General features: G+C 59.2%; 17 protein-coding genes and 2 tRNA genes. 12 read left to right on the top strand and 7 right to left on the bottom strand.

Features of this window, described 5'->3' with window-relative positions; translation table 11 throughout:
- Window positions 1-6: 6 nt before the first annotated feature.
- Entirely contained in the window at window positions 7-645 is a 639-nt protein-coding gene (gene purN / locus VITFI_RS11705) for a phosphoribosylglycinamide formyltransferase (RefSeq protein WP_089417112.1), read from the bottom strand.
- A gap of 72 nt (window positions 646-717) precedes the next feature.
- Here purN and VITFI_RS11710 point away from each other — a divergent pair, with 72 nt between their 5' ends.
- From VITFI_RS11710 to VITFI_RS11730, 5 genes are all read left to right on the top strand, one after another.
- Window positions 718-1,602 carry a DMT family transporter gene (locus VITFI_RS11710; protein ID WP_089417113.1) on the top strand — a complete coding sequence of 295 codons (885 nt, stop codon included), beginning with the start codon at window positions 718-720 and terminating at the stop codon, window positions 1,600-1,602.
- Between the two features lie 11 nt (window positions 1,603-1,613).
- Window positions 1,614-2,465 carry a sulfurtransferase gene (locus VITFI_RS11715; RefSeq protein ID WP_089417114.1) on the top strand — a complete coding sequence of 284 codons (852 nt, stop codon included), beginning with the start codon at window positions 1,614-1,616 and terminating at the stop codon, window positions 2,463-2,465.
- Between the two features lie 131 nt (window positions 2,466-2,596).
- On the top strand, window positions 2,597-3,031 hold the full coding sequence (locus VITFI_RS11720) for a universal stress protein (RefSeq protein WP_089417115.1): 435 nt from the start codon (window positions 2,597-2,599) through the stop codon (window positions 3,029-3,031).
- A gap of 125 nt (window positions 3,032-3,156) precedes the next feature.
- On the top strand, window positions 3,157-3,432 hold the full coding sequence (locus tag VITFI_RS11725; RefSeq protein WP_089417116.1) for a BrnT family toxin: 276 nt from the start codon (window positions 3,157-3,159) through the stop codon (window positions 3,430-3,432).
- Window positions 3,410-3,712 (top strand): BrnA antitoxin family protein, encoded by a 303-nt coding sequence (locus tag VITFI_RS11730; RefSeq protein ID WP_089417117.1) that lies wholly within the window; start codon window positions 3,410-3,412, stop codon window positions 3,710-3,712. Before VITFI_RS11725 ends, VITFI_RS11730 begins: the two co-directional genes overlap by 23 nt.
- A 100-nt stretch (window positions 3,713-3,812) precedes the next feature.
- Here VITFI_RS11730 and VITFI_RS11735 read toward each other — a convergent pair.
- The 6 genes from VITFI_RS11735 to uvrC form a co-directional block, all read right to left on the bottom strand.
- A tRNA-His gene (locus tag VITFI_RS11735) sits at window positions 3,813-3,888 on the bottom strand.
- Window positions 3,889-3,941: 53 nt separating this feature from the next.
- Window positions 3,942-5,867 carry a SurA N-terminal domain-containing protein gene (locus VITFI_RS11740; protein WP_089417118.1) on the bottom strand — a complete coding sequence of 642 codons (1,926 nt, stop codon included), beginning with the start codon at window positions 5,865-5,867 and terminating at the stop codon, window positions 3,942-3,944.
- Between the two features lie 128 nt (window positions 5,868-5,995).
- Window positions 5,996-6,071: transfer RNA gene (locus VITFI_RS11745), tRNA-Val, on the bottom strand.
- Window positions 6,072-6,118: 47 nt separating this feature from the next.
- A complete protein-coding gene (locus tag VITFI_RS11750) occupies window positions 6,119-6,997 on the bottom strand; it encodes a DMT family transporter (RefSeq protein ID WP_198301448.1) in 879 nt (292 codons plus the stop codon).
- Between the two features lie 27 nt (window positions 6,998-7,024).
- Window positions 7,025-7,591 carry a CDP-diacylglycerol--glycerol-3-phosphate 3-phosphatidyltransferase gene (gene pgsA / locus VITFI_RS11755; RefSeq protein WP_089417119.1) on the bottom strand — a complete coding sequence of 189 codons (567 nt, stop codon included), beginning with the start codon at window positions 7,589-7,591 and terminating at the stop codon, window positions 7,025-7,027.
- A 47-nt stretch (window positions 7,592-7,638) separates the two neighbouring features.
- Window positions 7,639-9,648, bottom strand: coding sequence for an excinuclease ABC subunit UvrC (gene uvrC, locus VITFI_RS11760; RefSeq protein WP_089417120.1), 2,010 nt, complete (start codon window positions 9,646-9,648; stop codon window positions 7,639-7,641).
- Between the two features lie 132 nt (window positions 9,649-9,780).
- Between uvrC and VITFI_RS11765 the strand changes: the two genes are divergently transcribed.
- From VITFI_RS11765 to cas2, 7 genes are read left to right on the top strand one after another with little or no spacing between them, the layout of a single operon-like run.
- Window positions 9,781-12,327: a CRISPR-associated helicase/endonuclease Cas3 gene (locus VITFI_RS11765; protein ID WP_089417121.1), complete on the top strand. Its 2,547-nt coding sequence runs from the start codon at window positions 9,781-9,783 to the stop codon at window positions 12,325-12,327.
- Window positions 12,320-13,078, top strand: coding sequence for a type I-C CRISPR-associated protein Cas5c (cas5c, locus tag VITFI_RS11770; RefSeq protein WP_089417122.1), 759 nt, complete (start codon window positions 12,320-12,322; stop codon window positions 13,076-13,078). Before VITFI_RS11765 ends, cas5c begins: the two co-directional genes overlap by 8 nt.
- A 1-nt stretch (window position 13,079) precedes the next feature.
- A complete protein-coding gene (cas8c, locus tag VITFI_RS11775) occupies window positions 13,080-14,978 on the top strand; it encodes a type I-C CRISPR-associated protein Cas8c/Csd1 (RefSeq protein WP_089417123.1) in 1,899 nt (632 codons plus the stop codon).
- 15 nt (window positions 14,979-14,993) lie between these two features.
- On the top strand, window positions 14,994-15,884 hold the full coding sequence (gene cas7c, locus VITFI_RS11780) for a type I-C CRISPR-associated protein Cas7/Csd2 (RefSeq protein WP_089417124.1): 891 nt from the start codon (window positions 14,994-14,996) through the stop codon (window positions 15,882-15,884).
- Window positions 15,885-15,934: 50 nt separating this feature from the next.
- On the top strand, window positions 15,935-16,579 hold the full coding sequence (cas4, locus tag VITFI_RS11785) for a CRISPR-associated protein Cas4 (RefSeq protein WP_089418127.1): 645 nt from the start codon (window positions 15,935-15,937) through the stop codon (window positions 16,577-16,579).
- Window positions 16,580-16,587: 8 nt separating this feature from the next.
- Window positions 16,588-17,637, top strand: a complete 1,050-nt coding sequence (cas1c, locus tag VITFI_RS11790) for a type I-C CRISPR-associated endonuclease Cas1c (RefSeq protein ID WP_089417125.1) — start codon at window positions 16,588-16,590, stop codon at window positions 17,635-17,637.
- Window positions 17,638-17,647: 10 nt separating this feature from the next.
- Complete coding sequence (gene cas2 / locus VITFI_RS11795; protein ID WP_089417126.1) at window positions 17,648-17,938, top strand: CRISPR-associated endonuclease Cas2; 291 nt, start codon at window positions 17,648-17,650, stop codon at window positions 17,936-17,938.
- Window positions 17,939-18,056: the final 118 nt, after the last annotated feature.

Here is an 18,056-nt window from a genome sequence, read left to right on the forward strand (position 1 = left end):
ATCACCTCACATGGGGGCCAAGAGCCACTGTGCCTCACCGGCCTGGTGCGTCACCCGCCCGTCGGCACCGATCCGCAACTGGCCCTCGACGAACCAGCGCACCGAACGCGGGTAAATGACGTGCTCTTGCCGCAGCACGCGTGCGGCCAGGGCGTCTTCATCGTCATCGGGCCACACCGGCACCACGGCCTGCATGACGATCGGGCCATGATCCAGCGCCGGCGTGACGAAATGCACGGTGGCACCCGCCACTTTGCAGCCCATGTCGATGGCGCGCTGGTGCGTGTGCAAACCCCCGAAAGACGGCAGCAGCGATGGGTGAATGTTGAGCAAGCGCCCGTCGTAGTGGCGCACAAACCCTTCGGTGAGGATGCGCATGAACCCAGCCAACACCACCAGATCGGGTGCATAAGCGTCGATGCACTGCGCCAGCGCGGCATCGAATGCGGCCCGGTCGGCAAACGCTTTGTGATCCAGCGCCTGCGTGGCAATGCCTCGTTCGGTGGCCCAGGCCAGCCCCGAGGCATCGGCCCGGTTGCTGATCACAGCGACCACGTTGGCAGGCCAGCCCTCGGCCCCGCAGCGCTCCACGATGGCCTGCATGTTGCTGCCCCGGCCAGAAATCAGGATGACGATTCGCTTCATGAGGCGCGAGAGTGTACGCGCCGCCCTGGGCCACAATCGCGGGCCCTGTGACTCACCCTGTGATGTGTTTGGATGTCTGCCCCGTTGTTGATGCTGGCCTCGTCGTTTTTGTTCGCCACCATGGGGGTGTGCGTCAAGCTGGCAGCCGAGCAGTATGGGGCCGGTGAAATTGTGTTTTATCGCGGCTTGGTCGGCTTGCTGTTCATCGGTGCGCTCACCCGCTGGCGCGGCGGCGATCTGCGCACCCAGATCCCAATGCTGCATGTGCGCCGCAGTGTCTCGGGCGTCGGTGCGCTGACGCTGTGGTTTTACGCCATCGGCCACCTGCCGCTGGCCACCTCGATCACGCTCAACTACATGTCCTCGGTGTGGATGGCGCTGTTCTTGATGGTCAGCGCTGTGGTGCTGGGTTCGGCCCGCGTCGATGCGCGCTTGGTCGGCACGGTGCTGGCGGGTTTCGTCGGCGTCACCCTGGTGTTGCGGCCTTCGTTCGAGCAAGACCAGTGGCTGGGTGCGCTGTCCGGGTTGTTGTCGGGGGTGCTGTCGGCGGTGGCTTACCTGCAAGTCACCGCGCTGGGGCGTGCGGGTGAGCCGGAATACCGCGTGGTGTTTTATTTTTCGCTCGGCGGCACCGTGGCCGGACTGCTGCTGGCCCTGCTGAGTGGCGGTTTGCACGCCCACACGTGGAGCGGCGCCGGGTTGCTGCTGGCCACCGGCTTGCTCGCCACCCTGGCGCAAATGTTGATGACCCGGGCGTATGCCATTGGCCGCGCCCTGGCCAATGCGAGTTTGCAATACCTCGGCATCGTCTACTCCTTTGTGTATGGCGTGCTCATCTTTGATGAAAGCGTCACCGGGTCGGCGATCCTGGGCATGGTCATGATTGTGTTGGCGGGCATCACCGCCACGCTGTTGCGTGCGCCCTCGCGCAGCACGCCCCCTTCCACCGACCCTTGAACCGCTCCGCCATGCTGCCTTCAACCCTGATCCGCGCCGATGCGCTCCAAACCCTGTTGGCCAACGGCCTGCAACCCGTAATCCTGGATTGCAGTTTCGATTTGATGGACACCCAAGCCGGTGCCCGTGCCTACGCCCAGCGCCACCTGCCGGGGGCGTTGTATGCCGATTTGGAGCGCGCCCTGTCCGGGCCGAAGTCACCACGTGGCTCGATTGAGGGCGGGCGCCACCCGCTGCCAACACGCGAAGCGTTTGCCGCCCAGGCCGGCGCCTGGGGCATCACCCCGACCACGCCCGTGGTGGTCTACGACGCGCAAGGGGGCATGTACGCTGCACGCGCCTGGTGGCTGCTGCGCTGGATGGGCCACCGCACGGTGGCGGTCCTGGACGGTGGCTTGCCCGCTTGGCAAACCGCCGGCGGCCCCGTGACCGACGTGGTGGAAACCCCCTGCCCTGCCGCCCCCTACCCGCTCGGTGAACGGACGCAGCCGACGCTGTCCGCCGACGCTTTGCTCGCCAGCTTGGGCCAAGTCACGGTGGTGGATGCGCGTGCGCCGGAGCGTTTCCGAGGCGACAGCGAGCCCTTGGACAGCCGCGCCGGCCACATCCCCGGCGCCCACAACCGTTTCTTCAAAGACAACCTCGGCGCCGACGGCTGTTTCCTCGCCCCGGACGCGCTGCGCACCCGCTTTGCCAGCCTGGGCGTGGTGCCAGCGCTGATCGTGCATCAATGCGGTTCGGGCGTAACGGCTTGCCACAACCTGCTGGCCATGGAACATGCGGGATTGGGTGGGGCGTCGTTGTATCCTGGATCGTGGAGTGAGTGGTCGGCTGATCCGAGCCGCCCGGTAGCCCAAGGTTAAACCCTGACAAGCTGACGGCTTCTTGACATCCCGCCACCTCCCTTGATGATCATCAAGGCTGTCAGCCCCGGCCCGGATCGACACTGTGACCGTTGGGCTGTTGGATCACAGCCCCTCAGACTGGAGTGAACATGTATCGCAACATCCTCGTCCCCACCGACGGCTCGGACATCACCCGCCACGCCATCGACACGGCCATCAACCTGGCCAAGGTCGTGGGCGCCAAGCTGACGGTGATCAGCGTCAAGGAGCCTTTCCCCTACAGTGCCATTTCGGAAATGCAGCCGGTGCCGCCGCAAGAGTTTTTTGATGCTCAAGAGCGTCTCGCAACGGCACGGGTTCAAGTGGCTTCCGAAGCGGCGGTGGCCGCTGGCGTCGAATGCTTGCCGCTGACGGTCGAAGCGGCCCATCCTTGGGAAGCCATCACCGATACCGCCAAAGAGCAAGGCTGCGACCTGATCGTCATGGCGTCGCATGGCCGTCGTGGCGTGAGCGCCCTGTTGTTGGGCAGCGAAACCCAGAAGGTGCTGACGCACTGCAACACCCCGGTGCTGGTCGTGAAGTGAGGGTTCGGCGCTTTTGGGCTTGAACGAAACCGCGCATTGCGCGGTTTTTTTGTGCCAACAGAACGGAAACATGCAGAATCAAACTAACGTTGACTTGGTGATTTTTTGTGCTGACAATAAATCGAATGCAAGTCTCGTTTGATTCGGCTAAAAGCGACCGCAACGTGGCAGAGCGTAGACTCCCTTTCAACCTGGTTGAGCAGCTTGACTGGCAGAGCGCCATCCTCGAAGAGGATCTCCGCAAAGACTATGGGGAGCGCCGCTTCCGGGTGTTGGGCTTCATTGGCTCAAGGCTGCATGCTGTTGTGTTCACGCCAAGAGCGGGCAAGGTGCATGTCATCAGCCTGCGCAAGGCTAACTCCAGAGAGGTCAAGCACTATGAACAAGCGCACCAACCCTGAAATGCTCGACGACGAAAACCCGGAATGGATCGCCCAAGACGTCGCCCGCGCTCGCCCGGCCCATGAAGTACTACCGGGCTTGTTCGGCCCTGAGGTCGCACAAGCCATGCTCAAACCGCGTGGACGCCCTAAAACCACCTCACCCAAAGAGCGGATGACTCTGCGACTTGACGCAGACGTGTTGGCTCGCTGGCGCGCCAGTGGAAAAGGTTGGCAGACCCGAGCCGCTCAAGCCCTGACACAAGCAGCACCTGACATGGCGAGCCTGAATAAGCTCTGAGCCACAAACGCGCCAAGAATCGGCGCGCAGCCTCCAAAGGCGATGTAATTGCCAGAAACGCCAACGGCCCGTGAAGGGCCGTTAGATCAAGAACTTGCGGTGGGGTGGCTGATGGGACTCGAACCCACGACAACCAGAATCACAATCTGGGACTCTACCAACTGAGCTACAGCCACCGCCGAAGCAGAAGTGCATTATAGGCTGAACTTTTTCAGCCTGTCTAGTGTTTTTAGTTGTTCTTTTCTTCTTTTTGGCCTGCCAGCTTCGCCAGGTCGGCAGTGCTGTGCTGCGTCACCTTGAAGCGGCGCTTCAGGCTGGCGTAGTAAGCCTCGGTTTCGGCCTCGGCCCAAGCGCGGCTGACGATGGGACGGGCACGCGCCATGTCCGCATCGCCCGCTTGGCGCGGCACGCGCTGAATCACCTTGAGCACGGCATAACCTTGGTTGGCCCCCATGTCCGCACCCACAGCCACGGCGCCCTTGGACAGATCGGCACGCAGCACCGCATCCGTCACCGTGGGCGGCAAGGCTGGGTCGGCTTGCACACGCGTCACCATCCCCGATTGGGGCAGGTTCTCCGCCACATTCGCCTTCAGGCTGGCCAAACGCTGCTGGCCCTCTTTGGCCGCCAACGCTGCGGCTTGTTCAGCCCGCACCAGCTCCATCACCTGCGCTTTAACCTCGGCCAGCGCCCGCACACGCTCCGGACGGTGCGCCACCACCCGGGCAGCCACCATCTGATTCGGCCCCACTTCCACGGCCTCGGTGTTGCGCTTGTTGCGCACGGTGTCCGCAGCGAACACGGCTTCCAGCAGTTTGGCAGAAGCCAATGCGCCCTTGGTATCCGCCGCTGGGGTGCGATGCACGGTGGCGGTGCGACGCTCCAGCTTCAGCTTGTCCACCACGGGTTGCAGGCTGTCCGACTGCTCGTAAACCATGTTGCTGAACTGCTCGGCCGCCTCAGCGTAACGGCGCTGCGCCACTTGGCGGCCCACTTCTTTGGCCAATTCTTCCTTCACAGCGTCGAACGACTTGCGCTCGCCCCCGCGTGCCGCCACCAATTGGATGATGTGGTAGCCGAACTCGGTGCTCACGAGGTTGCTGATTTCGCCCGGCTTCATGGCAAACACAGCCTCGTCGAATGGCTTGGTCATCGCGCCCCGACCAAAAAAGTCCAGATCGCCGCCCCGGCTCGCGGAGCCCGGATCCTGCGAGTGCTTGCGTGCCACATCGCCAAACGACGCCGGGTTTTTGCGCACCTCGGCCAGCAAGGCTTCGGCTTGGGCCTTGGCTTTGTCACGGTCGGCAGCGGGCGCGTCCTTGGGCACGCTGATGAGGATGTGGTTGGCGCGACGCTCCTCGGCCACGGTGTAGCGGCTGAGGTTTTGCTCGTAATACTTGCGCAGCTCGTCCTCGCTCACCGGGTTTTGGCGGGCCAGAGCGTCCAGGTCAAGCTGCACCCATTCGATGTCCGCCTCCTCGGTGCTGCGGAAACGCTCAGCGTGTTTCTGGTGGTAGGCCGCGAGATCGGCTTCTGTGGGCGATACCTTGTCCAGGTAGTCTTCGGCCAAGAACAGTTGCCATTGGGCGTCGCGCTGCTCCAGCAAAGCGTCCAGGGCTTGCTGTTGGATGCGCTGACCCAGCACCGTCGTCGTGCCCACGGCCATCAGCACTTGGCGCAGGGTGAATTCCTGCCGCAGCTCTTGCGCGAAACCTTCGGAGGTCATGCCGCGTGCCGCCAAAATTTCCTTGTTGACCGAGCCATCCGGGTTGCGCAACGCCGCAAACTGCGGATCGGCACGGAACAGCCGGGCCAACCGATCGTCACTCACGCCCAAGTGATCGCGGAACGCCGTGGCCGCCAGCACGCGCTCGCGCACCAAGCCTTCCAGGGTGTCATGGCGCAGCTCGGGCGAATCGGCGAGTTTCAGGTCGAGGTTGGGCATTTGGCGCCGCGCCATCTCGATTTGCTGGCGGTGCGCCGTCTCCAACTCCGCCAGCTTGATCGGCTGGCCATCAACGTCAGCGACGGTTTTCGCCTCGTTGTCACGCATGCTGGTGTAACCCTGCACGCCGAAGAACACGAACGACGGGAAGATCAGCAGCACCAACAGGCCTTGGAACAGGCGGGTATGGGCGCGGACGAAATCAAACATGGAGGATCTCAGCCAGGAGAAAGAAAAACGGGCGCCAGAAACGACAAAGGCGAACCGGGGTTCGCCTTGCTTTCGGAAGCAGCCTCACGCCGCTGGGGATTCTATCGGTGCCACTGGAGGGGCAGCGGTGGTGGGTGCTGAGGGGCTCGAACCCCCGACCTACGCCTTGTAAGGGCGCCGCTCTACCAACTGAGCTAAGCACCCGCTGCACAACCTGCTCTCAACAGCAGAGCCCGAGATTATATACGAGATCAGCGACTCCGCGCCACCAGCGCTACACCAGAAGCCACCAGCACGATGCCCGGCAACGCCCAGCCGCCTGGGGTTTCACCAAACAGCAGCCACGCCAACAACACGGTGCAAGGTGGCACCAAGTACATCAGACTGGCCACCTGCGTGGCCGCGCCGCGCTGGATCAACAAAAACAGCAGCGAGCTGGCCCCCAGCGTCAGAGCTCCCGCCGACCACGCCAAGGCGCCGATCATCTCCGGCACCCATTGCACGGGTTCGGGCTCCAGCAGCGCCAGCGGGGCCGACACCAACAGCGCCGCGCTCAATTGCACAAAGCTGGCGGTGCGCACGTCTCCCCCCGGGGGCACAAAATGTTTCTGGTACAGCGTGCCGCCGGTGATGCACAGCAGCGCCAAGATCGCCAGGGCCAGGTTGGTGGCGTGAACTTCCCCGCCGCCAAGTTTGTGCGCCACGACCAGCGTCAACCCACCGAACCCCAACACCAGCCCCAGCCACTGCCGACCGCTGACATGGTGACTGCCCGACCACGCCACCCACATCCCCGTGAGCAAGGGCTGCAAGCCGACGATGATGGCCACCGTGCCCGCTCCCATGCCGAGTTTGACCGCCGCCCATACGCCGCCCAGGTAACCCGCGTGCATCAGCACGCCGGTCACCATGAGGTGCAGGGTGTGGCGTCGCGTCGGGGGCCAGGCGGGGCGGGCCCAGGCGATCCACGCACCAAACGCCAGCAGCGAGCACACGTAACGCAAGCTCAAAAAGGTCAAGGGCGGCGCATGCGGCATGCCGTAACGCGCCACGATGAAGCCCGTGCTCCAGATGAGCACAAAAGCCACGGGCGCCAGACGCGCCAAGCGCTGGTCGAAAGCGTCGGTCAAGGAAGTCTCGTGGAGGAAAGAGAAGGATCAGCGCGCTTTGGCTCGGATCTCGGGCACGGCTTTTTGCAAGTAATAGACCATCGACCAAATGGTGAGCACCGTCGCGACCCCGATGAGCACCGTGCCCCACAGCCGGGTGTCGATCAAACCGAACACCACGCCGTCGAACAGCAAAAAGGGAATGGCCACCATCTGCACCGTGGTTTTGAGCTTGCCCAGCATGTGAACGGCCACGCTGCGCGAGGCGCCGATTTGTGCCATCCACTCGCGCAGGGCAGAAATGGCGATCTCCCGGCCAATGATCACCAGGGCGATGAGGGCGTTCACCCGATTGAGTTGCACCAAGATGAGCAGGGAGGCGCAGACCAAAAATTTGTCTGCCACCGGGTCGAGGAAGGCACCGAAGGCCGAGGTTTGGTTGAGTTTGCGCGCCAGGTAGCCATCCAGCCAATCGGTCACGCCGCAGGCCGCGAACATGACCGTGGCGACCAAGTTACGGCTGGGCATGTCCCACGGCAGGTAGAACACGCCCGCGATGAGCGGGATGGCCACGATGCGGGCCCAGGTGAGCAGCGTGGGAACGGTCAGAAACATGGGGGGCGATTTTGCCCGCGATTACGCACCATCCTGTGACATCTGCCTCACCGCAGGGCGCGGTAGAGGGTTTCAGCCAGCTCGGGGGAGATGCCTTCCACGCTGGCCAGCTCGGCCACACTCGCCGCTGCGACACCGCGCACGCCGCCAAAACGCTGCAACAGACGCGCGCGTTTCTTGGGGCCGATGCCGGGAATGTCCTCCAAACGACTGCCACCGGTGCGCACGCTGGCGCGCTTGGCACGCATGCCGGTGATGGCAAAACGGTGCGCCTCGTCACGGATTTGGGCGACAAGCATCAGCGCGGCGGCATCGGGTGGCAGGGTGAGTTTGTCGCGGCCATCGGCGAACACCAGTTCTTCCAGGCCGACTTTGCGCCCCTCGCCCTTCTCCACCCCCACCAACACGCTCACCGGTAAACCCAGCGTTTCGAACACTTCGCGTGCCACGGCGATCTGGCCTTGGCCGCCGTCGATCAAAACCACGTCGGGCAAGCGAGCTTGGCGGGTGCTGCTGGGGACGCCGGTGTCGGGCCCATCTTGCGCCCGTTGTTCGGCCAACTTGCTGTAACGCCGGGTGAGCACTTGGCGCATCGCCGCAAAATCATCCCCGCCGGTGATGCCTTCGATGTTGTAGCGCCGGTATTCCGCGCTTTGCATTTTGTGGGTGTGAAACACAACGCATGAGGCCTGCGTCGCCTCACCCGCGGTGTGGCTGATGTCGAAACACTCGATGCGCAAGTGTTCCAGCTCGGTGATGGGCAAGTCCAGCACATCCACCAGCGCCCGGGTGCGCTCGCGCTGCGACCCTTCTTCGGACAGCAACCGCGCCAGCGCCAGCTCACAGCCTTGGATCGCCATGTTCAGCCACACGCGGCGCTGTTCACGCGGCTGATGCTGCGCCACCACCTTGGCGCCGCTGCGGGTGGCCAGCGACTGGATGAGGGCCTTGTCCACCGCATGGCTGGTGAGCAGCAGCGGCGGGATGAAACCTTCCAAATAGTGCTGGCCGATGAAGGCTTCGAGCACGCGGCGCTCGGCTTCGGCGAAATAGGCGTCGGCCTCCAGCGGCGCGGCGTCGGTTTCGACTTCGGCGGCCAGGCGCGTGGCCTCGTCCACCTGCGTAGGAAAGAAAGCGCGGTCGCCCAAATGCCGGCCACCGCGCACCATCGCCAGGTTGACGCACGCCCGCCCACCGGCCACTTTGACGGCAAGGATGTCCGCGTCGCGTTCGGCCAGCGGGCCACCGGCCAGATCCACCGCCTGGTGCTGAAACATGCGCGACAGCGCCGCGATGCGGTTGCGCAGCTCGGCGGCTTTTTCGAACGCCAGCGCTTCGGCGTGGGCCAGCATCTGCGCTTGCAGTTCTTCGACGACTTGTTGTTGCTCGCCGCGCAGGAAACGCTTGGTGTCGCGCACATCGCGGGCGTAGTCTTCGGCGGAAATTTGGCCGACGCACGGGCCGGTGCAGCGCCGGATTTGGAACAGCAAACAGGGCCGCGAGCGGTTGCGGAACACCGCTTCGTCGCAGGTCCGCAGCTTGAAAACACGCTGAATCAGCTCGATGGTTTCGCGCACCGCTGTGGCGCCCGGGTAAGGGCCGAAGTAACGGTGTTTCTTTTCTACCGCGCCCCGGTGGTAGACGATGCGCGGGAAGGCGTGCATCTCCAGTTTGAGATACGGGTAACTTTTATCGTCCCGAAACAGGATGTTGAAACGGGGATTGAGTGCCTTGATGAGGTTGTTTTCGAGCAGCAGCGCTTCGTCCTCGGTGCGCACCACGGTGGTTTCGAGGCGATGGATGCGCGCCACCATCAAACCGATGCGGGTGCCGCCGTGGTTTTTCTGGAAGTAGCTGGAAACGCGCTTCCGCAAATCCTTGGCTTTGCCGACGTACAGCACTTGGTCGTGAACGTCGAAATAACGGTAGACACCCGGTAAATGCGGCAGCGCCGCGACTTCGGATAGCAGGCGCTCGCGCCGCGCTTCGGCGGCCTCAACGGCACGGGCATCGACCGCTGGATCGGGGTCGAGAAAATCTTCGGGTTGGCGCTTCATCGGGCGGGAATTGTGCCGCGAGCCGTGAGTCATGACGCTACCGAGTCGTTTGCAGCGTAAGCTAGCGATGTGGTGTGCGCCACTGACAACGCTGTGAAGCACGCTCGTTGACACTCATCCTGCTGCATCATCATGACGACTGACTCCCCCCGATCTCAGTTCATTGCTCACGTTCGCGAGACAGACTGCCAAGCACGTCAAAGCCTGGAAAGCCATCTGCATGGGGTCGGACGCTTATCGAGCGATTTTGCAGACAAGTTCGGCTTGTCCATGCATGGTCTTTTGATCGGCATGTTGCACGATCTCGGCAAGTACAGCACCGAATTTCAGCGATACATTCTATCGGCCACAGGTTTGCTAAATCAGGATGAAGACGATGAATACGTCGATGCCAAAGGACTCAAAGGCAAAATTGACCATTCCAGCAGTGGCGCTCAATTCGTGTGGAAGGCTTTGTCATCACAGAGTAACCAAGGGCAGTTCGCAGGTCAAGTGCTAGCGCTGTGCATGGCATCACATCATTCAGGGTTGGTCGATTGCCTCTCGTTTTCTGAAAAATTCCCGGTCTTCGATAACTTTTCGAGGCGGATGAGCAAAACCGACCAAGCCACTCACTTGACAGAAGTTTGCCGAAATGCGGATCCTGAGTTAATGCAAGAAGTTCAGGCACTATTAAACAACCCGGAACTGATCAATGCCCTGTGGAGTTGGCGGAATCGCCTCGCCAGAAGTGCTCCAGGACAAGATGCCCAGTCCAAGATACTAAGCCCAGCCCTGAATCAGCAAATCGGTTTGCTAGTACGCGCTTTGTTCAGTTGCCTGATTGATGCAGACCGCATCGACACAGCCGACTTCGAACATCCTCGTCAAGCTATCTCCCGCCCCAAGGGCGAGTACAGAGTATGGGATGTACTGATTGAAAGGCTGGAATCACACCTTGCTGCTCTGCCATCAGACAAGCCCGTTGATGCATCAAAGCTCGATATCAACGAGCTTCGGCGGAATATTTCTGCCCACTGCCTTGAGGCAGCCTCCCGATCCACGGGCATCTACACTTTGTCTGTGCCCACAGGTGGCGGCAAGACCTTGGCAAGCTTGCGGTTCGCTTTACACCACGCTCGACAACACAACTTGGATCGCATCATCTACGTAATTCCTTTCACGTCCATCATCGACCAAAACGCCCAGGTGGTTCGGCACATCCTTGAACCAACCGGTGAGCCCATAGGGTCTGTGGTGTTGGAGCACCACTCCAACCTCACGCCTGAACAACAAAGTTGGCGTAGCAAGATGCTGTCAGAAAGCTGGGATGCGCCTGTGGTTTACACCACCACTGTGCAACTTTTGGAAACTTTGTTCAGCGGAGGCACACGGGGAGCCCGTCGCATGCATCAGTTGGCTCGTTCCGTGCTGGTGTTTGATGAAGTGCAAACCCTGCCCATCAACTGCGTCCATCTATTCAATAACGCCATGAATTTTCTGGCCGATCATTGTCGGACGACTGTGGTGCTTTGCACTGCCACCCAACCCTTACTGGATAAAGTAGATCTAAACAAGGGTGCCGTCCGTCTCAAGCCCGATAGTGAGTTAATGCCCAATGTGCGTGGACTGTTCGATAGCCTAAAACGTGTCGAAGTGGTCAATCTTCGCAAGCCGGGTGGCTGGGGTCAGAGTGAAGTGATCGATCTGGCTTTTGCGCAAGTCGATACAGCAGGCAGTTGCCTTGTCATCGTGAACACCAAAAAGGCCGCGCAAGCCTTGTATGAGTTGTGTAAGGCACGCCCGGACATCCAAGCCTTCCACTTGAGCACCAGCATGTGCCCCGCTCATCGCAAAGAAAGGCTGAAAGAGGTCATTCAGCGATTGAGTTCGGAACCGCCACGGCCCACGCTCTGCATCAGCACGCAATTGATTGAGGCCGGGGTGGATGTGGACTTTGGAACAGTCATCCGTTACGCCGCCGGCTTGGACTCCATCGCCCAAGCCGCAGGGCGCTGCAACCGAAACGGTAAGCGCGCCACCGGCTTTGTCTATGTGCTGAACCCACAACCGGAAGACGAGAATTTGACACGTCTTCCCGATATTGAAAAAGGACGAGAGATTGGGTTGGACGTGCTCAACGATTACCAAGCCAATCCTGAATACTTCGACTACAACCCTATAGGCCCAGAAGTAATGAAGCTCTATTACGAGCGGTACTTCTTCGCTCGAACCAAAGAAATGAGTTACACTATTTCCCGCCAAGACTTGGGAAGAGATGACACACTGCTCAACCTGCTATCGCTCAATAATCTCGCAGTAGAGGACTACAAGCGGGCTCACCGGCAAGTTCCACCGCTACACCTCCGCCAGTCATTTATGACCGCAGGCAAAGCCTTCAAAGCCATCGACACACCCACGCAAGGCGTTATCGTGCCGTACGGCAGCGCGGGTCGAGAACTGGTAAATGACTTGTGCGCAGCGTATCAACCAGAAAAAGAGTTTGATTTACTACGTCAAGCACAGCAGTACAGCGTCAACATTTTCACCATGCTGTTCGACGAATTGGCAAGAGGAAAAGCAATTCGAGAAATTCGTGCCGGCACCGGAATTTTCCATCTCGTGGACACTCGCTATTACCACGAAGAATTTGGTTTATCAGATAAGCCCAACGGCGACATAGAGGTACTGTATGCGTAACAGAAATACCATTGAATTCAAAGTGTGGGGGCGCAATGCCCTTTTCACCGACCCGTTGACCCGCATTGGTGGGGAAAAATTTTCGTACCACCTACCCACCTACGAAGCTCTTAAAGGCATCGCCAAATCGATTTACTGGAAGCCGACTTTCATTTGGGTAATTGATGCGGTTCGGATAATAAAGCCAATTCGCACACTGACAAAGGGAACAAAGCCACTGAATTACGACGGAATTTATCCCAGCAGGCGCAACCCAGAGAAAAAGAAAGAAACTCCAGCTAATACGCTATCTATCTACACATTCTTGTCTGATGTGGAATACCAAGTTCGCGCCCACTTTGAATGGAATCTACATCATCCTGATCTGGCCAATGATAGAAATGAAGGCAAGCATTTTTCCGTTGCACAACGCATGCTTGAGCGAGGGGGGCGGCAGGATATTTTTTTGGGCACCCGAGACTGCCAAGGTTATGTGATGCCGTGCGAATTTGGTTCAGAAATCGGCAGTTACGACACCATCGAAAGGGTGGATTACGGCCTGACTTTTCATGGCTTTGCCTATCCTGACGAAACAGGCGAGGCCATTCTTCGTGCGCGGTTTTGGCGACCCGTGATGGAACACGGGGTCATTCACTTCCCGCGTCCAGAGCAGTGTGACATCCTCAAAGAGGTGCGACCGATGGTAGCCAAGCAGTTCGGACAGTCCTGTGTGCTCAGCGTCGATCTGGAAGCTTCAGATTTGGGGGCGTGAAATGAGTTGGATACAAAAGCTCTACGACACCTACGAAGCTTGCCTAGGCCACGAGCCGGATGGCGCTGAGCGGCTGCTGCCCGTCAGCCATACCTATCAGCAAGCACATATAGAAATCACGTTGACAGGTGACGGAAGATTCGAATCCGCTCGCACGATTGGGAAGATTGAAACTGCGATTCCCGCAACAGAAAATTCTGCCGGCAGAACAACAAACTGTGCGCCACATGCACTTTGCGACAAGGTTCAGTACTGTGCGAAAGACTACGCAGCCTGGGGTGGTAATAAGAAGCCATTTTTCGCAGAATATGAAGATCAGTTATCCTCATGGTGCTCATCTGAACACCGACATCCAAAAGCCGCAGCCATACTGACATATGTACGGTCTGGCTCCGTGATTGCCGATTTGATTCATGAAAAGGTCTTACATGCCACTGATGGAAAACTACTGACCAAATGGCATGAAAATGGGGAAGCCCCTGAAATACTAAAAGTACTTACTGCAAAATCTGGGGAGAGAGATCAAGGTGATGCCTTCATCCGCTGGCGCGTCAGGGACTTGAGCAACCCTTGCTCAGCAGTATGGGAAGACACCACTCTGCAAAATGCATGGGCCTGCTATGACGCTAGCACCAAGCAAACCAAGGGGCTTTGCATGGTCACCGGCCAACCTGCAACCGATCTGGCTGTTAATCACCCCAAGCGGCTGCGCCATGCAGGAGACGGCGCCAAATTGATCAGCGCCAACGATAGCTCTGGATTCACGTTCCGGGGTCGCTTTATTGATGACACAGGAGCACAAGCCTGCGGCATTGGTTACGAATCTACTCAAAAAGCCCACAGCGCATTGCGCTGGCTCATCAAGCGCCAAAGCTACAGAAATGGCGATCAGGTCATCGTCAGTTGGGCCACCAATGGCGTAAATATCCCCGACCCGTTTCTCAGTTCGTTCGATCTGGGGACTGGCGATGAAGCAACGGACTTAACCGCACCCACTCATTTAGATCACAGCGCTGGGCAGGCGTTTGCGCAACGTTTGTCGCTAGCACTTAGGGGTTACAAGGCTCAATTAAGCGACAACACAGATATTGTTGTCATGGGTTTAGACTCCGCCACACCTGGCCGTATGGCCATCACTTATTATCGTGAACTGCCCGGCTCCGAGTTTTTGGAACGTATTGAACACTGGCACATCCAATTTTCTTGGAAGCAAAACTTTGGAAAAGATCGGCACTTCGATGGGGCACCTGCTCTGCATGACATTGCCGAAGCAGCTTTCGGTATGCGCATCGATGAAAAACTCAAAAAATCAACTATCGAGCGATTGGTACCATGCATCATTGACGGTCAACCATTCCCTCGTGATTTATTGACAACCATCGTTCGCCGAGCTTGTCAACGAATCAATATGCCGCATTGGGCATGGGAGAAAACACTCGGCATCGCATGTGCCTTATACAGCGGCACGTTTCATCAGGAGAAATACACCATGACATTAGAAACCGAGCGAACCACGCGGGACTATTTATATGGTCGATTACTGGCTTTGGCAGATCACATTGAAGGGCGGGCATTGCATGTGGGTGGTGAGTCTCGTGATACCACAGCAGCCAAGCTGATGCAACGATTTGCACAGCGGCCAGCATCGACGTGGCGAACCATTGAACTGGCGCTTGTACCTGCAAAATCACGCCTTCGTGCCAAACGAGGTGGATTTATGCATGAAATGGAAAAACTTCATGATCAGATCGTGTGTGCATTCCAAGGCAATGATTTCATCGCGGACTCACCCTTGAGTGGTGAGTTTCTTTTGGGATATCACTGCCAGCGCGAAGCGTTCAAACCCCTGCAAAAAACCATCGAATCTAGTTCTGACGCTACCGAAATCAGCCCCAACTAACCAAAGAGGAACATCATGAGCACCTTGCAAAACAAAATTGACTTTGCCGTCATTTTCCGCGTTACCAACGCTAACCCCAACGGCGACCCCCTCAATGGTAATCGCCCGCGCACGGACTATGCCAATTTTGGCGAAGTCACCGATGTGGCCATCAAGCGAAAAATACGGGATCGGCTGCTGGAAGCATGGGTAGCGAATGGCAAACAAGAAGATGGAAACAAAATTTATGTTCAATCTGATGACCGCCGTACTGACGATTGTCGCAGCCTTCGTGAACGCTTTGAGAAAGAACTTGGCAAAGATGCTGGTGGCCCCAAAACGGCAGAGCTGGCCTGCCAAAAATGGTTAGACGTCCGGGCATTTGGACAGCTCTTTGCCCTGAAAGCCACAGCAGCGAAAAAGAACAGCAAGAAAACTGAAGAAGATGGTGATACCCAAGGAGATACAGGCGTTTCCATTGGTATTCGTGGCCCTGTTACCGTGCAATCAGCTTTCAGCGTCGAGCCTATTGATGTCACCAGCACGCAAATCACAAAAAGCGTCAGTGGCGAAGGTGACGGCACCAAACGAGGCTCCGACACCATGGGCATGAAACACCGAGTTGATCGAGGTGTTTACAAGTTTTTTGGGAGTATGAATCCTCAATTGGCTGAGAAAACCAATTTTTCCGATATAGACGCAGCCACCATTAAAGCCGTGCTGCCGAGGTTGTTTGAAAACGATGAATCTTCCGCGCGCCCTGCTGGCAGCATGCAGGTCTTGGCGGTGATCTGGTGGCAGCACAACTGTAAGTCAGGTCAGTATTCTTCAGCGCGGGTTCATGGTTCTCTGAAAGTCAATTCAGATGGTAGCTATACGCTGGAATCCCTGAACGACTTGCAACCGGAATGCTTGAATGGCTTTTAAGACCATTGAAATCATCCGCCGCGTCGGCTGACAACACCCAGGAGGCCCACATGGCGGCTGAAGACCTCGAACCCGTGGCCTTGTCGGCCCTCCAGCACTGGGCGTACTGCCCGCGCCAGTGCGGGTTGATTCACCTGGAACAGGCGTTTGACGACAACCTCCACACCCTGCGCGGCAACGCCGAGCACGCTCGCACCGACCAACCCGGCGTGGAAACCGCCAAAGGTTTGCGGGTGGAACGCGCCCTGCCGCTGTGGCACGACGCGCTGGGCCTGAACGGCAAAGCCGATGTGGTGGAGTTCAGCCGCAGCGGCACGCCCTACCCAGTGGAATACAAACACGGCAGCCGTCACAAAGCCGCCGACATCGCCGCGTGCGACGAGGTGCAACTGGCCGCCCAGGCGCTGTGCCTCGAAGCGATGACGGGCCGACCGGTGCTCGAAGGGGCGATTTATTACGCCAGTTCACGCCGGCGTCAGCCCGTGTGCATCGACGAAGCCTTGCGCGAACGGGTGCGCCAAATCACCCAAGCGGTGCGCGCCATGCTGGCATCCGGCCAGTTGCCGCCACCACTCACCGGCCCGCAAGCTGCCCGCCGCTGCAAACAGTGCTCGCTGCACGACCGCTGCCAGCCCGAAACCCTGGGCAACAGCACCCTGCGCGCCCTGCGCCAACACCTGTACGAGCCGGACTGAAGCCCCGCATGGAACTGCTCAACACCCTGTATGTGACCACGCCCGAAAGCTATCTGCGCCTGGACAACGACACCCTGCGCGTGATGCTGGAGGACGACACCCGCCTGCGCGTGCCCCTGCATCACCTCAACACGGTGGTGTGTTTTGGGCGCATTGGGCTGTCGGTGCCGCTGATGCATCGGCTGGCGCAGGAAGGCATCGCCCTGGTGCTGCTGGATGACCACGGGCGCTTCATGGCTCGGCTCGAAGGGCCGGTGTCGGGCAATGTGCTGCTGCGCCAGGCCCAGCACCGGCAGGCGCTGGATGCGGCGTTTACGCTGGACACCGCACGCGCTTGTGTGGCCGGCAAGATCAAGAACACGCGCCAAGTGTTGATGCGGGGCGCACGCGAGGCCAAGAGCGACGAAGATCGGGCGGCACTCTCGCGGGCGGCGGACGATCTGGCCGCCAGCTTGCGCGCCCTGCCAGGCGTGGCCGATTTGGACACGCTGCGCGGCGTGGAAGGTGAAGCGGCGCGGCAGTATTTCGGCGCCCTCTCGCGGCTGGTGAAGCCGGATTTGCGGGCCAGTTTCAACATGTCGGACGGGCGCAATCGCCGACCGCCGCGTGACCGGTTGAATGCGCTGCTGTCGTTTTTGTACAGCTTGTGGATGAACGACTGCCGCAGCGCGTTGGAAGCCACGGGGCTGGATCCACAAGTGGGGTTTTTGCACGCTTTGCGGCCGGGGCGGGCGGCGTTGGCGCTGGATTTGATGGAGGAGTTTCGGGCGCAGGCGGATCGGCTGGCGCTCACGCTCATCAACCGGGGCCAGTTGCGGGCGGTAGATTTTCAGGAGCGTGAAGGGGGTGGCGTGTTGCTGGCAACTGAGGCGCGCAAAACAGTGTTGGTGGCGTTTCAGGAGCGGAAAAAGGAGGAAATCCAGCATCCGCTGTTGACGCAACCGGTGGCGTTGGGGCTGGTGCCGCTGGTGCAAGCGCGTTTGTTGGCGCGGGCGGTGCGGGGTGAGTCCGAGCCGGACGGGCAGCGTCTGGGTTATGTGCCGTTCATCACCCGGTAAGGGGCGGAATATGTTGACGCTGGTGTGTTATGACGTGAATACGGAAACTGCGGCAGGCCGGCGTCGATTACGCCGGGTGGCGCGGGTGTGTGAAAGCACGGGGCAGCGGGTGCAAAAATCGGTGTTTGAATGCCAAGTGAATCAGGCAGAGTTTGAGGAATTGGAACGGCGATTGTTGGATGAGATTGATCTGCAATTGGATGTTTTGCGGTTATACCGCTTACCGGCGACGCGCGGCATGGTGGTGAAAGAATATGGGCAGTTTAAAGCGACGGATTTTGAAGGGCCGTTGGTGATTTAGTGCTATCATGCCGGGCTTGGAAGTGGATGCCGAAGGATTCTTCTCAAAGCTTCAAACACCATTGAAACGGTGTTGTGCTCTATAACAATCAACAACTTAAGCTGTCGTTGTTGTGGGC

Origin of the sequence: Vitreoscilla filiformis (genome assembly GCF_002222655.1) — a bacterium.
Lineage (GTDB): Bacteria > Pseudomonadota > Gammaproteobacteria > Burkholderiales > Burkholderiaceae_C > Ideonella > Ideonella filiformis.

Bases quoted from the DNA above. Each gene is read 5' to 3' on its own strand.
- cas7c (WP_089417124.1), top strand. From the start codon at position 14,994: ATGAGCACCTTGCAAAACAAAATTGACTTTGCCGTCATTTTCCGCGTT.
- VITFI_RS11710 (WP_089417113.1), top strand. From the start codon at position 718: ATGTCTGCCCCGTTGTTGATGCTGGCCTCGTCGTTTTTGTTCGCCACC.
- cas4 (WP_089418127.1), top strand. From the start codon at position 15,935: ATGGCGGCTGAAGACCTCGAACCCGTGGCCTTGTCGGCCCTCCAGCAC.
- cas1c (WP_089417125.1), top strand. From the start codon at position 16,588: ATGGAACTGCTCAACACCCTGTATGTGACCACGCCCGAAAGCTATCTG.
- VITFI_RS11725 (WP_089417116.1), top strand. From the start codon at position 3,157: ATGCAAGTCTCGTTTGATTCGGCTAAAAGCGACCGCAACGTGGCAGAG.
- purN (WP_089417112.1), bottom strand. From the start codon at position 645: ATGAAGCGAATCGTCATCCTGATTTCTGGCCGGGGCAGCAACATGCAG.
- cas5c (WP_089417122.1), top strand. From the start codon at position 12,320: ATGCGTAACAGAAATACCATTGAATTCAAAGTGTGGGGGCGCAATGCC.
- VITFI_RS11715 (WP_089417114.1), top strand. From the start codon at position 1,614: ATGCTGCCTTCAACCCTGATCCGCGCCGATGCGCTCCAAACCCTGTTG.
- VITFI_RS11730 (WP_089417117.1), top strand. From the start codon at position 3,410: ATGAACAAGCGCACCAACCCTGAAATGCTCGACGACGAAAACCCGGAA.
- pgsA (WP_089417119.1), bottom strand. From the start codon at position 7,591: ATGTTTCTGACCGTTCCCACGCTGCTCACCTGGGCCCGCATCGTGGCC.
- uvrC (WP_089417120.1), bottom strand. From the start codon at position 9,648: ATGAAGCGCCAACCCGAAGATTTTCTCGACCCCGATCCAGCGGTCGAT.
- VITFI_RS11720 (WP_089417115.1), top strand. From the start codon at position 2,597: ATGTATCGCAACATCCTCGTCCCCACCGACGGCTCGGACATCACCCGC.
- cas2 (WP_089417126.1), top strand. From the start codon at position 17,648: ATGTTGACGCTGGTGTGTTATGACGTGAATACGGAAACTGCGGCAGGC.
- cas8c (WP_089417123.1), top strand. From the start codon at position 13,080: ATGAGTTGGATACAAAAGCTCTACGACACCTACGAAGCTTGCCTAGGC.
- VITFI_RS11740 (WP_089417118.1), bottom strand. From the start codon at position 5,867: ATGTTTGATTTCGTCCGCGCCCATACCCGCCTGTTCCAAGGCCTGTTG.
- VITFI_RS11765 (WP_089417121.1), top strand. From the start codon at position 9,781: ATGACGACTGACTCCCCCCGATCTCAGTTCATTGCTCACGTTCGCGAG.